Genomic DNA, 14,892 nt, shown 5'->3' with positions numbered 1-14,892 from the left:
CGGTGCGGCGTTCCGACAAGCCCGCTCGCCACAGGACCGCGCTCGACTTCAAACTTTCTGATTCAGCCCCGCCCGCTGTTCCTCAGCGACACCTGGTCATTCAGCGTCCAGAAGTCATACAGCACGCCCAACCCCAGCAACCCGCCCGTCACCAGGTAAAGCAGCCCGGTCAGCCACTTGCCCATGTACATCCGGTGCACACCGAGCAGCCCCAGGAACGTCAGCAGCAACCAGGCGACGTTATAGTCCAGCGGACCCGCGGTGAAACGCAGGTCCGCCTCCCGATCCATGCTCGGAATCAGGAACACGTCGATCAACCAGCCGATACCGAACACCCCGAAGGTAAAAAACCAGATCGTCCCGGTAATCGGCTTGCCGTAATAGAAGCGGTGCGAGCCGGTAAAACCAAAAATCCACAGCAAATACCCGAGTAAAACGTTGTGAGTATTAACCGGTGTGCCGTCTTGTCGATAGGTGTTCATCAAGGCCCTCTCCGAGCTCGATAGATAAATATTTCGTAATTTCGTGTGACTTTTTTACTGTCTCAAAACATGTAACAAACCCTTGCCAGAAATCGCTGAAAGCCTTGTGGGGCCTGACTCTCACGTGACCCATGGGTCGCTTTTCGCAGCCGCCCGCGCATTTAACCCCCTGTATTGATTCGACAAACGGGCCCAGAAGTGAGCAAAAAGCTGTTATAAAGTTGCGCGATTACCTATTTAGAGCCTTGCCTAATGCGACCATTTTTCAAGACATGGCTAACCATTTGCCTATTAATGCCACTGGCCGCCCACGCCACCAACCGTGAGCAACGTCTTCCTTCCGTCAACGGTCACACCGCCAAATCACCGGTTTCCGTTGCCCATGCTACCGATTTGAACGCACCTGTGGTCAAGCGCCCTGGCAAGCACAGCAGCCACGGCAAAGCCCATCATACTGTCGTTGCGATCAATCCGGCGGCGCCAAACGCCAAGCAAAGCAGCGCGGTGCTCAGCCGTGCGGTGAACGCATTGGGCACACCCTATCGCTGGGGTGGCAGCAGCCCGAGCAAGGGCTTTGATTGCAGCGGCCTGGTCAAGTATGCCTTCAACGGCGTAGCCGCCAGTGATCTGCCACGCACCTCCAATGCCATGGCCGCCGGCCACGGGCAGAAAGTCGCGCGCAAGGACCTCAAGCCTGGCGACCTGCTGTTCTTCACCCTCAAGAGCCGCAAGGTCAACCATGTAGCCATCTACCTGGGCAACGACCGCTTTATCCATGCGCCGCGTCGTGGCAAGTCGGTGAGCATCGACACGCTGAAGAAGCCGTATTGGGATAGCCACTACGTGATTGCCAAGCGGGTGATTCCAAAAGAGCAGAATCATATGCGGGTTGTGCAGCGCTGATCGGATTGGTAGTGCGCCCGTGAAGCTTTGGGCGCTCTCGAGGGCCTCTTCGCGGGCAAGCTCCGCTCCCACAATCACCGAGTCAATCTCAGAGTCTGGATCCAGCCGGCTCCCACAGGTTGTCAGTCGTACACAAGACTCAGGCACGACTCGAATCTAGTGTGGGAGCGGAGCTTGCCCGCGAAGAGGCCAGGACCGCGACCAAAAGACTCCTAGGCCGGCCCCAGGCTCAAGCTGTCCGCCCCCTCGCTACTCGCGCCCTTCTCCAGCTTGATCATCAGCCGCAAGTCATTGGCCGAGTCGGCATATGCCAGCGCATCGCGGTAGCTGATCGCCCCCTCCTGATACAACACATACAACGCCTGGTCCAAGGTCTGCATCCCCTGCTCGGTCGAGCGCTTCATCAACGATTTGAGCTCCTTGATTTCACCCTTGCGAATCAGATCGGCCATCAACGGCGTATTCAGCAACACTTCCACCACCACCCGCCGCCCCTTGCCATCACGGCTCGGAATCAATTGCTGGGCGACAATCGCCCGCAGGTTGAGGGACAGCTCTATCCAGATCTGCGGATGGCGATCCACGGGAAAGAAGTTGATGATCCGCTCCAGCGCCTGGTCGGCATTCGGCGCGTGCAGGGTCGCCAGACACAGGTGACCGGTTTCCGCGAAAGCCAGGGCGTGCCCCATGGTTTCCCGGGTGCGTACTTCGCCAATCATGATCAGGTCCGGAGCCTGGCGCAGGGTGTTTTTCAGCGCAACCTCGTAGGAGTCGGTGTCGATCCCCACTTCTCGCTGGGTAATGATGCAATTGTGGTGTTCGTGGACAAACTCGATGGGGTCCTCAACCGTGACGATATGACCGCTACCCTGCTGGTTGCGGTGGCCGATCATCGCCGCCAGGGTAGTCGACTTGCCGGTCCCGGTTGCCCCGACAACCATCACCAAGCCGCGCTTGAGCAACGCCAATTGCTCGATGAACGGCGGCAGTTTCAGTTCCGCCAGCGCGGGAATCAACGTTTCGATACGCCGCAACACCATGCCCGGCTGGCTGCGCTGGTAGAAGGCGCTGACCCGGAAGCGGCCGATGCCCTTGGGCTGGATGGCAAAATTGCATTCGTGCAGATGGCTGAAATCCAGTTTCTGGCGCTCGTTCATCAGCCCGAACACCGCGTCCTGGACCTGCTCCTGGGTCAACGGGGTGTGATTCACCGGCAGGATCTGGCCATTGACCTTCAGCGAAGGCGGCAGGCCCGGGGTGATAAACAGGTCGGACCCGCCCTTCTCCACCATCAGGCGCAGCAGTTTCTCGAACTCCATGAGCTTCTCCGCGTCGAATCAGGCATACACCTGTGTGACAGCGTAGAAGCTTGTGGGGTCCGTGTTAGAAGTTGTCCGGAATCTTGGCCTTTTCCCGGGCGTTATCCCGGGTGATCAGCCCCTTGCTCAGCAGGTCCTTGAGACACATGTCGAGGGTCTGCATGCCCAGCGAGCCGCCGGTCTGGATCGAGGAGTACATCTGCGCCACCTTGTCTTCGCGGATCAGGTTACGGATCGCCGGCGTGCCGAGCATGATCTCGTGGGCCGCGATGCGCCCGCCGCCGACCTTTTTCAGCAGACTCTGGGAAATCACCGCCTGCAACGACTCCGAAAGCATCGAGCGGACCATGGACTTCTCTTGCGCCGGAAATACGTCCACCACCCGGTCGATGGTCTTGGCCGCCGAGGTGGTGTGCAGCGTGCCGAACACCAGGTGACCGGTCTCGGCCGCGGTGAGGGCCAGGCGAATGGTTTCCAGGTCACGCATCTCGCCCACCAGGATCACGTCCGGGTCTTCGCGCAAGGCCGAACGCAGGGCGGCGGAGAAACTCTGGGTGTCGCGGTGCACTTCCCGCTGGTTGACCAGGCACTTCTTCGATTCGTGAACGAATTCGATCGGGTCCTCGATGGTCAGGATATGGTGATGCCGGTTATTGTTCAGGTGGTCGATCATCGCCGCCAGGGTGGTCGACTTGCCCGAGCCGGTCGGCCCGGTCACCAGCACCAGTCCGCGCGGCACCTCGGTGATCTTGCGGAACACCTCGCCCATGCCCAGGTCGCTCATGGTCAGGACTTTCGAGGGAATGGTCCGGAATACCGCGCCCGAACCGCGATTGTGGTTGAAGGCATTGACCCGGAACCGCGCAACGCCCGGCACTTCGAAGGAGAAATCGGTTTCCAGAAACTCCTCGTAGTCCTTGCGCTGGCGGTCGTTCATGATGTCGTAGATCAGGTCGTGGACCTGCTTGTGGTCCAGCGCTGGCAGGTTGATCCGCCGCACATCGCCGTCGACTCGGATCATCGGCGGCAGGCCCGCCGAGAGGTGCAAGTCCGACGCGCCCTGTTTGGCGCTAAAGGCCAGCAGCTCGGTGATATCCATGAGGCTCCCCAATACAGGTAGAATGCCGCAGACTTTTGACCTGCTGGCGAATTTTAATGACCACGATAGCAGACAACATCACCGCCGTTGCAGCCCGCATTGCGTCCGCCGCCCAGGCCGCCGGCCGCGACAGCGCCGACATCGGCTTGCTCGCCGTGAGCAAGACCAAGCCCGCCGCCGCCGTGCGCGAAGCCCATGCCGCGGGCCTGCGGGACTTCGGCGAAAATTATCTGCAGGAAGCCCTGGGCAAACAGGCGGAACTGACCGACCTGCCCTTGTGCTGGCACTTCATCGGCCCCATTCAATCGAACAAGACTCGCGCCATCGCCGAGCACTTCGACTGGGTACACTCCGTGGATCGCCTGAAAATCGCCCAACGCCTGTCCGAGCAACGCCCGGCCAACCTGCCGCCGCTGAACATCTGCATCCAGGTCAATGTCAGTGGCGAGGCCAGCAAGTCCGGCTGCGCCCCCGCCGACCTGCCCGCCCTGGCCACCGCCATCGCCGGCCTGCCGAACCTAAAATTGCGCGGATTGATGGCCATTCCCGAGCCGACGGAAGATCGTGCCGCCCAGGACGCGGCCTTTGCCGCCGTCCGTACCTTGCAAGACAGCCTCAATCTGCCGCTCGATACTTTGTCCATGGGCATGAGCCACGACCTGGAATCGGCCATTGCCCAGGGCGCCACCTGGGTGCGGATCGGTACCGCGCTGTTTGGCGCCCGCGATTACGGCCAGGCCTGAGATGGCCCTACACACTGATTTGAAGGATCCGACATGAGCAAGACACGTATTGCCTTTATCGGCGCAGGCAACATGGCCGCCAGCCTGATCGGCGGCCTGCGGGCCAAGGGCCTGGAAGCGGCGCGGATCCGCGCCAGCGATCCGGGCGAAGAAACCCGCGCGCGGGTCCACGCCGAACACGCCATCGAAGTGTTCGCCGACAATGCCGAAGCGATCCAGGGCGCCGACGTGGTGGTCCTGGCGGTCAAGCCGCAAGCCATGAAAGCCGTCTGCGAGGCCTTGCGCCCGAGCCTGGCGGCGAATCAGCTGGTGGTGTCGATTGCCGCCGGGATCACCTGCGCCAGCCTGGGCCAGTGGCTCGGGGCCCAGCCGATCGTGCGGTGCATGCCCAATACCCCGGCGCTATTGCGCCAGGGCGTCAGCGGCCTGTTCGCCACCGAACGGGTATCCGCCGCGCAGCGCGAGCAGGCCGAGGAACTGTTATCGGCCGTGGGCCTTGCCCTCTGGCTGGACGAGGAGCGGCAACTGGACGCGGTCACGGCTGTTTCCGGCAGCGGCCCGGCGTACTTCTTCCTGTTGATCGAAGCCATGACCGCTGCCGGCGAAAAGCTCGGCCTGCCCCGTGCAACCGCGGCGCAGCTGACCTTGCAGACGGCCCTGGGCGCCGCCCACATGGCGGTCTCCAGCGACGTCGACGCCGCCGAGCTGCGCCGTCGCGTCACTTCGCCCGCCGGTACCACGGAAGCGGCGATCAAGGCGTTCCAGGCCGGCGGCTTCGAAGCCCTGGTAGAAAAGGCGCTCGGCGCCGCCGCCCATCGTTCGGCCGAAATGGCCGAGCAACTCGGTCAGTAATCCTCGAGGGAATCTTTAATGTTTGCATTCAATAGCGCTGCCATTTTTGTCATACAAACCCTGGGCAGCCTGTACCTGTTGGTGATTCTGCTGCGTTTCATCCTGCAACTGGTCCGGGCCAACTTCTACAACCCGCTCTGCCAGTTCACCGTCAAGGCCACCCAGCCCCTGCTCAAGCCACTGCGCCGGATCATTCCGAGCATGTTCGGACTGGATATGTCCTCGCTGGTGCTGGCGATCATCGTGCAGATGCTGTTGATGGCAGTGATCCTGCTGCTCAGCTACGGCGTGACCGGCAACGTCGCTTACCTGCTGATCTGGTCGGTTATCGGTATCACCTCGCTGTTCCTCAAGGTGTTCTTCTTCGCCATGATCATCAGCGTGATCCTCTCGTGGGTGGCTCCGAGCAGCCATAGCCCGGCGGCCGAGCTGGTGTACCAGATCAGCGAACCGGCCCTGGCGCCGTTCCGCAAGATCGTGCCGAACCTGGGTGGCCTGGACATCTCGCCGATCCTGGCGTTCCTGGTGATCCAGTTGATCCAGAGCTATGTGATTCCGCCGCTGGCCGTCATGAGCGGCATGCCGGAAGTGCTGTTCCGGTTGATCTGATCAGCTGCGCGGGCGCGGCTTGCAGTGGAAACAAAACCCGCTGCAGGCACAGCGCTTATTGTGGGAGCGGAGCTTGTCGGATCGCCGCGAAGCTTTCAGCGGTCTCAAGGCCTCCTTCGCGGGCAGGCTCAGCTCCCACGCAAACGCGGCTCACCAAGAGACCGTGTGCTTCATCACATAGATTCCTGTCCGACCTTCGCTTGCCGCTAACCCCCTTGCTCATTAGACTTACGCCTCATTCAAGCGTGAGCAGGGTCGATGTCCACTGTCTTTCCCCACGATTCCGTCGGGCTGGTCGTGCCGCAAACGGCACACTTCAGCGAGCCCCTGGCCCTGGCCTGTGGCCGTTCCCTGCCAGCCTACGACCTGATCTACGAAACCTACGGCAGCCTCAACGCCACGGCGAGCAATGCCGTGCTGATCTGCCATGCCCTCTCCGGCCACCATCACGCCGCCGGTTTTCACCGCGCCGACGAGCGCAAGCCCGGCTGGTGGGACAGCTGCATCGGCCCCGGCAAGCCCATCGACACCAACAAGTTCTTCGTCGTCAGCCTGAACAACCTCGGCGGCTGCAACGGTTCCACCGGCCCGAGCAGCCTCAACCCCGAGACCGGCAGACCCTTCGGCGCCGATTTCCCGGTGCTGACCGTGGAGGACTGGGTTCACAGCCAGGCCCGCCTCGCCGACCGCCTGGGCATCAGGCAATGGGCCGCGGTGATCGGCGGCAGCCTGGGCGGCATGCAAGCCATGCAATGGTCCATCACCTACCCCGATCGCGTGCGCAACTGCGTCGCCATCGCCTCGGCCCCCAAGCTGTCGGCGCAGAACATCGCCTTCAACGAAGTGGCGCGCCAGGCAATCCTCACCGACCCGGAGTTTCACGGCGGCTCCTTCCAGGAACACGGCGTGATCCCCAAGCGCGGCCTGATGCTGGCGCGGATGGTCGGACACATCACCTACCTGTCCGATGACTCCATGGGCGAGAAATTCGGCCGCGGCCTGAAGAGCGAAAAGCTCAACTACGACTTCCACAGCGTGGAATTCCAGGTCGAAAGCTACCTGCGCTACCAGGGCGAGGAGTTTTCCGGGCGTTTCGACGCCAATACCTACCTGTTGATGACCAAGGCCCTGGACTACTTCGACCCGGCGGCCAACTTCAACGATGACCTGGCGCAAACCTTCGCCGGCGCCAAGGCGCGCTTCTGCGTGATGTCCTTCACCACCGACTGGCGTTTCTCACCGGCCCGCTCGCGGGAAATCGTCGATGCGCTGATGGCCGCGCGCAAGGACGTCTGCTACCTGGAGATCGACGCGCCGCAAGGCCACGATGCCTTCCTGATTCCGATCCCGCGTTACTTGCAGGCGTTCGGCAACTACATGAACCGAATATCGCTGTGAGGACGCCATGAGAGCCGACCTGGAAATCATCCAAGACTGGATCCCCGCCGGCAGCCGCGTGCTCGACCTCGGCTGCGGCGACGGCGAACTGCTGGCCTGGCTGCGCGACCACAAGCAGGTCAGCGGCTACGGCCTGGAAAACGACCCGGACAACATCGCCACCTGCGTGGCCAAGGGCATCAATGTCATCGAGCAGGACCTGGACAAGGGCCTGGGCAACTTCGCCAGCAACAGCTTCGATGTCGTGGTCATGACCCAGGCCCTGCAAGCCGTGCACTACCCGGACAAGATCCTCGACGAAATGCTCCGGGTCGGGCGCCAGTGCATCATCACCTTCCCCAACTTCGGGCACTGGCGTTGCCGCTGGTACCTGGCGAGCAAGGGCCGGATGCCGGTGTCCGATTTCCTCCCGTACACCTGGTACAACACGCCGAACATCCACTTCTGCACCTTCGAGGACTTCGAGGCCCTGTGCAGCGAACGCTCGGCCAAGGTCATCAACCGGCTTGCCGTGGATCAACAGCACCGCCACGGGTGGGCCAGTAAGCTATGGCCTAATCTGTTAGGGGAGATCGGTATTTATCGCGTCAGCAGTCCGGGCCTCGCCGATCATCAGCTCGCGGTGTAAACCGCACGGTTTCGAGGAGAATGACCATGTTTCGTGCAGCTGCTTTTCTAATGTTGGCCTGTCTCGGTGTCACGGCCATGGCCGCCGACGCCATCAAGAGCGAACGCCAGGAAGTGTTCGGAGACATCACCGTGCACTACAACACCTTCAACTCCACCTATATCCAACCGGATGCCGCCCAGCGTGCGGAGCTGGTTCGCAGCAAGAACCAGGGCGTGATCAACATCTCGGTGGCAAAAGCCGGCAAACCGATGGTGGCGCAGGTCAGCGGCAACGTGAAGGACCTGACCGGTAAGAGCGTGACGCTGAACTTCAAGCAGAAGACAGAGCAGGGCGCCATCTACTACCTGGCGCAATACCCAGTGCCGCAGCAGGAAAACCGCATCTTCGAAATTACCGTCACTGTCGCCGGCGATACCCACACTTTCAGCTTCAACCAGGAACTTTTCCCCGCCGAATGATGAATTTCAGCCAACTGGTACTGGCCAGCCACAACGCCGGCAAACTCAAGGAACTCCAGGCCATGCTCGGCGGTTCGGTGCAACTGAGCTCGATCGGCGAGTTCAGCAGCGTCGAGCCGGAAGAAACCGGTCTGTCGTTCGTCGAAAATGCCATCCTGAAAGCCCGCAATGCCTCACGTATTTCCGGCCTGCCGGCGCTGGCCGACGACTCCGGGCTGGCGGTGGACTTTCTCGGCGGCGCGCCGGGCATCTATTCGGCCCGTTATGCCGATGGCCAGGGCGACGCGGCGAACAACGCCAAGCTGCTCGAGGCCCTGAAGGACGTCCCGACCGCGGAGCGCGGGGCGCAGTTCGTCTGCGTGCTGGCCCTGGTCCGGCATGCCGACGACCCACTGCCGATCCTCTGCGAAGGCCTGTGGCACGGGCGCATCCTCACCAGCGCCAGCGGCGAGCATGGCTTTGGCTACGATCCGCTGTTCTGGGTACCGGAGCGTGACTGCTCCAGCGCCGAACTGGGCCCTGTCGAAAAGAACCAGCTCAGCCACCGTGCCCGCGCCATGGCTCTGCTGCGCCAACGCCTGGGCCTGCAATGACCCAGCCCCACGTAGCGCCGCCGCTGATCCACGGCAGCGCGCCAACACCTCGTGCGGCCATGCCGCAGCTACCGCCCCTGGCGTTGTACATCCATATCCCCTGGTGCGTGCGCAAATGCCCGTATTGCGACTTCAACTCCCACGCCGCCAGCCCGGTGCTGCCGGAAGAAGAGTATGTCGACGCGCTGCTGGCCGATCTCGACCAGGACCTGCACGCGGTGCATGGCCGTGAATTGAGTTCGATCTTCTTCGGCGGCGGCACGCCCAGCTTGTTCAGCGCCCAGGCGCTGGGACGCCTGCTCAAGGGCGTCGAAGCACGTATTCCTTTCGCCAGCGATATCGAAATCACCCTGGAAGCCAACCCGGGGACATTCGAGCAGGAAAAATTCATCGCCTATCGGCAATTGGGCATCAATCGGCTGTCCATCGGTATCCAGAGCTTCCAGGAAGACAAGCTCAAGGCCCTGGGCCGCATCCATAGCGGCGGCGAAGCCATGCGCGCGGCGGACATGGCGCGTCAGGCCGGCTTCGACAACTTCAACCTGGATCTGATGCACGGTTTGCCCGACCAGTCCCTGGAGGATGCCCTGGGCGACCTGCGCCAGGCCATCGCCCTGAAACCCACGCATCTGTCCTGGTATCAGCTCACGCTCGAACCCAACACCGTGTTCTGGAACCAGCCGCCGACGCTGCCGGAAGACGACACCCTGTGGGATATCCAGGAAGCCGGCCAGGCCCTGCTGGCCGAGCACGGCTACGCCCAGTATGAAGTCTCGGCCTATGCCCAACCCGGGCGAGCGGCGCGGCACAACCTCAACTACTGGAGCTTCGGCGATTTCATCGGCATCGGCGCGGGCGCCCATGGCAAGCTCAGCCACCCGGACGGGCGCATTGTGCGGACCTGGAAAACCCGCCTGCCGAAGGACTACCTGAACCCGGCCAAGGCCTTTCAGGCAGGGGAAAAAAACCTGGCCAACGAAGAGCTGCCGTTCGAGTTCCTGATGAACGCCCTGCGCCTGACCGCGGGCGTCGACGCGGTCTTGTTTGCGCAACGTACCGGGCTTAGTCTCGACAGCTTGCACGCCGCGCGCGCCGAGGCCGAACAAAGTGGCCTGTTACAGGTCGAACCGTCACGCCTGGTAGCCACCGCTCGCGGGCAACTGTTTCTCAACGACCTGCTGCAATATTTTTTGACCTAAGGAAACCCCATGGACCTGGTACTCGACCTGCTCGCCACGGTGTCACGCTGGAGCCGCAGCAACCTGTCGGAAATCGCCCTGGCGCTGGTGGGCTGCCTGCTGGTGCTGTTTGGCGCGGATATCAAGGGTTGGATCGATCAACGCCTGGGCAGCATTGCCGGCGCCTTGCGCGTACCGTTGATGGCCCTGCTGTGCATGATCGGCAGCGGCGCGGCATTGATCTACGCCACGCCCTGGGTGGTGCGCGGTTTGAGCCAGTTCAACAACTACAGCCTGGCGCCGGTGCTGTTGGTGGTGCTGGTATTGATCGGGGTAGTGGCGGATCGGCGCTGATTGGACAGCACCGGAGCCGGGCCTGACGCTATTTCGCGCGGAGCCCTGCAGGAGCCAGCTTGCTGGCTCCTGCAGGGGACGCGGTGCTGCTGGCAAATACGCTACCGCCCCACCGTGCCGCCATAGGCATCAGGCCAGCTTTTCGAACTTCAAGTCCCACACCCCATGCCCCAGTCGCTCGCCACGGCGTTCGAACTTGGTGATCGGGCGCTCGGCCGGACGTGGCACGCATTTACCGTCTTGCGCCAGGTTGCGATAACCCGGGGCGACGTTCATCACTTCCAGCATGTATTCGGCATACGGCTCCCAGTCGGTGGCCATATGCAGAATCCCACCGACCTTCAACTTGCTGCGTACCAGCTCGGCAAAGGACGCCTGGACAATACGACGCTTGTGGTGGCGACTCTTGTGCCAAGGATCGGGGAAAAACAGCATCAGCCGATCCAGGCTGTTGTCCGCCACGCAGCGGTTGAGCACTTCAATCGCATCGCAGTCGTAGACCCGCAGGTTTTTCAGCCCTTGGGTCAGCACGCCATTGAGCAACGCCCCGACACCCGGCCGATGCACTTCAACACCGATAAAGTCCTGCTCCGGTGCCGCCGCCGCCATCTCCAGCAGGGAATGGCCCATGCCGAAGCCGATTTCCAGCGAGCGCGGCGCCGAGCGACCGAACACCTGGTCGAAATCCACCGGTGCGTCGGCCAGCGGCAGGACGAACAGCGGCGTGCCCTGCTCCAGACCTTTCTGCTGGCCTTCGGTCATGCGCCCGGCGCGCATCACGAAACTCTTGATACGGCGGTGTTGGCGCTCTTCATCAGCTTGCGGCGGGAGCGGCGTGTCGTTCGATTCAGTCATCAAAGGCTCTTACTTGATCAGACCATCCAGCGGCGAGGAAGCGCTGGCATAGAGTTTTTTCGGCATGCGCCCGGCGAGGTAGGCCAGGCGGCCGGCGACGATGGCGTGCTTCATCGCCTCGGCCATCAGGATCGGTTGCTGGGCGTGGGCGATGGCCGAGTTCATCAGCACCGCTTCGCAGCCCAGCTCCATGGCGATGGTGGCGTCGGATGCGGTACCGACACCGGCGTCCACCAGCACCGGGATCTTGGCTTCTTCGAGGATGATCCGCAGGTTGTACGGGTTGCAGATCCCCAGGCCAGTACCGATCAGACCGGCCAGCGGCATGACCGCGATACAACCGATTTCCGCCAGTTGCCGGGCGATGATCGGATCATCGCTGGTGTAGACCATCACGTCGAAGCCTTCCTTGACCAGCACTTCGGCGGCCTTGAGGGTTTCGATCACATTGGGGAACAGGGTCTTCTGGTCGGCCAGGACTTCCAGCTTCACCAGGTTGTGACCGTCCAGCAGTTCACGGGCCAGGCGACAGGTGCGCACGGCTTCGATGGCGTCGTAGCAACCGGCGGTGTTCGGCAGGATGGTGTAGCGATCCGGCGGCAGGATATCCAGCAGGTTCGGTTCGCCCGGGTTCTGCCCGAGATTGGTCCGGCGCACGGCCACGGTGACGATCTCGGCCCCCGAGGCTTCGATGGCCAGGCGGGTTTCTTCCATATCACGGTATTTGCCAGTGCCCACCAGCAGGCGGGACTGATAGGTACGGCCGGCCAGCACGAAGGGCTTGTCGCTGCGAACAGTGCTCATTCGGAAATCCTCTTGAAAGGTTGAGGGTTTGCAGGGTGGATCAGGGCGTGGGGGCCGCGGGCGGGATCAACCGCCGCCGATGGCTTGTACCACTTCGACCTGATCGCCTTCACGCAGGGCGGTTTCGGCATGCTGGCTGCGCGAAACGATCTCCAGGTTCAGCTCCACCGCCACCCGGCGCCCGACCAGGTCGAGCCGGGCCAGCAGCGCCGCGACGGTCTCGCCATCGGGCAGTTCAAAGGGTTCACCGTTCAATTGAATGCGCATGCGCCGGGCTGCCATCATTTTTAGGGGTCAGCATTCTAGCCCGATCAGTCCGGGCGACCCAAGCCATTCGTCGACCTGGCGGGCAGCTCAAGCCAGCGTTTGCAAGCGCCAGGCCGCCAGACCGAGGCAGAACCAGCCAACCAGGAAGCTCAGGCCACCGAAGGGAGTGATAATGCCCAGTTTGCCGATACCGGTGAGGGTCAACAGATACAGGCTGCCGGAGAACAGCAGGATACCGATGGCAAACGAAATTCCGGCCCAGCTCACCAGACGCCCCGGAATATGGGTCGCCAGCAAGGCCACGCCGAACAGCGCCAGGGCATGCACCAGTTGATAGGTCACGCCGGTATGGAAGATCGCCAGGTATTCCGCGCTCAGTCGATCCTTCAGGCCGTGGGCGGCAAAGGCGCCAAGGCCCACGCCGGTAAAACCGAAAAAGGCGGCCAACAGCAGAAAACCACGCAACATGATGAACTCCATTCAGGGGGCACAGGGTCTGTATAATGGCCCGCTCCCACGCCCCGGCCAAGCCATCTCTATGTTGCGTTTCCTTTTTCGCCGCTTCGTCACCGCCCTGAAATGGTTTGCCATTGGCAGTGTGCTGCTGGTGCTGCTGTTTCGTTGGGTACCGCCGCCCGTTACCGCGTTGATGGTCGAACGCAAGATCGAGTCCTGGACCAATGGCGAGCCCATCGACCTGCAACGCAGCTGGCGGCCGTGGAACCAGATCTCCGATGAGCTGAAAGTGGCGGTGATGGCGGGCGAGGACCAGAAGTTCCCTGAACACTGGGGCTTCGACTTCAACGCGATCCAGGCCGCCTTCGAGCACAACGAGCGCGGCGGTTCGATCCGCGGCGCCAGCACCTTGAGCCAGCAGGTGTCGAAGAACCTGTTCCTGTGGTCGGGCCGCAGTTACTTGCGCAAGGGCCTGGAAGCCTGGTTTACCGGGCTGATCGAGCTGATGTGGCCCAAGCAGCGGATTCTCGAGGTATACCTGAACAGCGTGGAGTGGGATGACGGCGTGTTCGGCGCGGAAGCGGCGGCGCGGCACCACTTCGGCGTCAGCGCGGCGTCCCTGTCGCGCCAGCAGGCCAGCTTGCTGGCGGCCGTGCTGCCCAATCCGCGGGAATGGAGCGCCAGCCATCCAAGCACCTATGTGGCGCGACGGGCAGGTTGGATTCGCCAGCAGATGAGCCAGCTGGGTGGGGATGAATACCTGGTGGGGCTGAACAATTCGCGCAAGGCGCCGTGGGCGCTCTGAGCGCCGAGCCTGGGATCGTTGTGGCGAGTGGGCTTGCCCACGTCCGGCGGCGAAGCAGTCGCAAAACCTGACAACCGGTTCTACCTGATAGACCGCGCTCCAGATTTTAGGGCTGCTTCGCGCCCCAGCGTGGGCAAGCCCACTCGCCACAACAAGCCCGCTGCCGACAAAAAAACGCCCCGATCAACTCGAGGCGTTTTTCATTGCGTCAGTGCTTACGCGGCAATCGACAGCTTCAGCTTGTTCATCGCACTCTTTTCCAGCTGGCGAATCCGCTCGGCCGAAACGTTGTACTTCTGCGCCAGGTCGTGCAGCGTGGCCTTCTCTTCCGCCAACCAGCGCTGATAGAGAATGTCGCGACTGCGCTCGTCCAGCACTTCCAGGGCTTCATGCAGGTTGCTGTTGGAGTTTTCGCTCCAGTCGGCATCCTCCAGTTGACGCGCCGGGTCATACCGGTGGTCTTCCAGGTAATTGGCCGGAGACTGGAACGCGCTGTCGTCGTCGGCTTCCGCCGCCGGGTCGAAGGCCATGTCCTGGCCGGTCAAACGGCTTTCCATCTCGCGCACTTCACGTGGCTCCACGCCGAGGCTTTCGGCCACGCGGTGGACTTCCTCGTTGTTCAGCCAGGCCAGGCGCTTCTTCTGGCTGCGCAGGTTGAAGAACAGCTTGCGCTGGGCCTTGGTGGTCGCCACTTTGACAATGCGCCAGTTGCGCAGGATGAACTCGTGGATTTCCGCCTTGATCCAGTGCACGGCGAACGACACCAGGCGCACCCCCATTTCCGGGTTGAAGCGCTTCACGGCCTTCATCAGACCGACGTTGCCTTCCTGGATCAGGTCAGCCTGGGCCAGGCCGTAGCCGGAATAGCTACGGGCGATATGGACGACAAACCGCAGGTGGGCGAGCACCATCTGCCGAGCCGCCCCCAGATCCTGCTCATAATAGAGACTCTCGGCCAGTTCACGCTCCTGCTCCGGCGTCAGCAAGGGAATGCTGTTCACCGTGTTCACGTAGGCTTCCAGGTTCGCACCCGGGACCAACGCGTAGACAGGTTGCAAAGAAGTGGTCATACGAAAAAACCTCCGA

General features: G+C 62.2%; 19 protein-coding genes. 11 read left to right on the top strand and 8 right to left on the bottom strand.

All coding sequences use genetic code 11. From position 1 onward, the window contains the following. Positions 1-62: 62 nt before the first annotated feature. The gene (locus PFEN_RS25900; protein ID WP_191489448.1) at positions 63-482 is read right to left on the bottom strand and encodes a TM2 domain-containing protein; all 420 of its coding nucleotides are present in this window, start codon (positions 480-482) and stop codon (positions 63-65) included. Between the two features lie 252 nt (positions 483-734). Here PFEN_RS25900 and PFEN_RS25895 point away from each other — a divergent pair, with 252 nt between their 5' ends. Continuing rightward, the gene (locus PFEN_RS25895; RefSeq protein WP_191489447.1) at positions 735-1,385 is read left to right on the top strand and encodes a C40 family peptidase; all 651 of its coding nucleotides are present in this window, start codon (positions 735-737) and stop codon (positions 1,383-1,385) included. A 212-nt stretch (positions 1,386-1,597) separates the two neighbouring features. Here the strand turns inward: PFEN_RS25895 and PFEN_RS25890 are convergent, their stop codons facing one another. Both PFEN_RS25890 and PFEN_RS25885 read right to left on the bottom strand, forming a co-directional pair. Then, positions 1,598-2,704, bottom strand: coding sequence for a PilT/PilU family type 4a pilus ATPase (locus PFEN_RS25890; RefSeq protein WP_191489446.1), 1,107 nt, complete (start codon positions 2,702-2,704; stop codon positions 1,598-1,600). Positions 2,705-2,768: 64 nt separating this feature from the next. Further along, a complete protein-coding gene (locus PFEN_RS25885; protein WP_191489445.1) occupies positions 2,769-3,803 on the bottom strand; it encodes a type IV pilus twitching motility protein PilT in 1,035 nt (344 codons plus the stop codon). Between the two features lie 56 nt (positions 3,804-3,859). Between PFEN_RS25885 and PFEN_RS25880 the strand changes: the two genes are divergently transcribed. The 9 genes from PFEN_RS25880 to PFEN_RS25840 all read left to right on the top strand — a co-directional run bounded on the left by PFEN_RS25880 (position 3,860) and on the right by PFEN_RS25840 (position 10,619). Further along, positions 3,860-4,546 carry a YggS family pyridoxal phosphate-dependent enzyme gene (locus PFEN_RS25880; RefSeq protein WP_191489444.1) on the top strand — a complete coding sequence of 229 codons (687 nt, stop codon included), beginning with the start codon at positions 3,860-3,862 and terminating at the stop codon, positions 4,544-4,546. Positions 4,547-4,579: 33 nt separating this feature from the next. Beyond that, positions 4,580-5,398 carry a pyrroline-5-carboxylate reductase gene (gene proC / locus PFEN_RS25875; RefSeq protein ID WP_191489443.1) on the top strand — a complete coding sequence of 273 codons (819 nt, stop codon included), beginning with the start codon at positions 4,580-4,582 and terminating at the stop codon, positions 5,396-5,398. 18 nt (positions 5,399-5,416) lie between these two features. Further along, complete coding sequence (locus PFEN_RS25870) at positions 5,417-6,007, top strand: YggT family protein (protein ID WP_191489442.1); 591 nt, start codon at positions 5,417-5,419, stop codon at positions 6,005-6,007. 258 nt (positions 6,008-6,265) lie between these two features. Beyond that, positions 6,266-7,405, top strand: coding sequence for a homoserine O-succinyltransferase MetX (metX, locus tag PFEN_RS25865; RefSeq protein ID WP_191489441.1), 1,140 nt, complete (start codon positions 6,266-6,268; stop codon positions 7,403-7,405). Positions 7,406-7,412: 7 nt separating this feature from the next. Further along, positions 7,413-8,033 carry a methionine biosynthesis protein MetW gene (gene metW, locus PFEN_RS25860; RefSeq protein ID WP_191489440.1) on the top strand — a complete coding sequence of 207 codons (621 nt, stop codon included), beginning with the start codon at positions 7,413-7,415 and terminating at the stop codon, positions 8,031-8,033. A gap of 26 nt (positions 8,034-8,059) precedes the next feature. Beyond that, positions 8,060-8,494, top strand: a complete 435-nt coding sequence (locus tag PFEN_RS25855) for a DUF4426 domain-containing protein (protein WP_191489439.1) — start codon at positions 8,060-8,062, stop codon at positions 8,492-8,494. Continuing rightward, on the top strand, positions 8,491-9,087 hold the full coding sequence (gene rdgB / locus PFEN_RS25850) for an RdgB/HAM1 family non-canonical purine NTP pyrophosphatase (protein WP_191489438.1): 597 nt from the start codon (positions 8,491-8,493) through the stop codon (positions 9,085-9,087). The genes PFEN_RS25855 and rdgB overlap by 4 nt, the downstream gene beginning before the upstream one ends. Positions 9,088-9,146: 59 nt before the next feature. Beyond that, the gene (gene hemW / locus PFEN_RS25845; RefSeq protein ID WP_191490260.1) at positions 9,147-10,286 is read left to right on the top strand and encodes a radical SAM family heme chaperone HemW; all 1,140 of its coding nucleotides are present in this window, start codon (positions 9,147-9,149) and stop codon (positions 10,284-10,286) included. 9 nt (positions 10,287-10,295) lie between these two features. After that, the gene (locus PFEN_RS25840) at positions 10,296-10,619 is read left to right on the top strand and encodes a DUF3392 domain-containing protein (protein WP_191489437.1); all 324 of its coding nucleotides are present in this window, start codon (positions 10,296-10,298) and stop codon (positions 10,617-10,619) included. A gap of 129 nt (positions 10,620-10,748) precedes the next feature. On the opposite strand, the gene trmB is transcribed toward PFEN_RS25840, so the two are convergent. From trmB to PFEN_RS25820, 4 genes are all read right to left on the bottom strand, one after another. Continuing rightward, a complete protein-coding gene (gene trmB, locus PFEN_RS25835) occupies positions 10,749-11,474 on the bottom strand; it encodes a tRNA (guanosine(46)-N7)-methyltransferase TrmB (protein WP_191489436.1) in 726 nt (241 codons plus the stop codon). Positions 11,475-11,483: 9 nt separating this feature from the next. Continuing rightward, a complete protein-coding gene (locus PFEN_RS25830) occupies positions 11,484-12,278 on the bottom strand; it encodes a thiazole synthase (RefSeq protein ID WP_191489435.1) in 795 nt (264 codons plus the stop codon). A gap of 66 nt (positions 12,279-12,344) precedes the next feature. After that, on the bottom strand, positions 12,345-12,545 hold the full coding sequence (gene thiS, locus PFEN_RS25825; protein ID WP_191489434.1) for a sulfur carrier protein ThiS: 201 nt from the start codon (positions 12,543-12,545) through the stop codon (positions 12,345-12,347). An 87-nt stretch (positions 12,546-12,632) separates the two neighbouring features. Beyond that, on the bottom strand, positions 12,633-13,013 hold the full coding sequence (locus PFEN_RS25820) for a DUF423 domain-containing protein (RefSeq protein WP_191489433.1): 381 nt from the start codon (positions 13,011-13,013) through the stop codon (positions 12,633-12,635). A 70-nt stretch (positions 13,014-13,083) separates the two neighbouring features. Between PFEN_RS25820 and mtgA the strand changes: the two genes are divergently transcribed. Continuing rightward, positions 13,084-13,806, top strand: a complete 723-nt coding sequence (gene mtgA / locus PFEN_RS25815; protein WP_191489432.1) for a monofunctional biosynthetic peptidoglycan transglycosylase — start codon at positions 13,084-13,086, stop codon at positions 13,804-13,806. 215 nt (positions 13,807-14,021) lie between these two features. Here the strand turns inward: mtgA and rpoH are convergent, their stop codons facing one another. Continuing rightward, positions 14,022-14,876, bottom strand: coding sequence for an RNA polymerase sigma factor RpoH (gene rpoH / locus PFEN_RS25810; RefSeq protein WP_100944601.1), 855 nt, complete (start codon positions 14,874-14,876; stop codon positions 14,022-14,024). Positions 14,877-14,892 lie beyond the last annotated feature (16 nt).

This window comes from Pseudomonas sp. FEN (assembly GCF_904067045.1).
Taxonomy (GTDB): Bacteria; Pseudomonadota; Gammaproteobacteria; order Pseudomonadales; family Pseudomonadaceae; genus Aquipseudomonas.
Note: the sequence above shows the minus strand (reverse complement) of the source record. Positions and strands in the feature narration are given on the sequence as shown.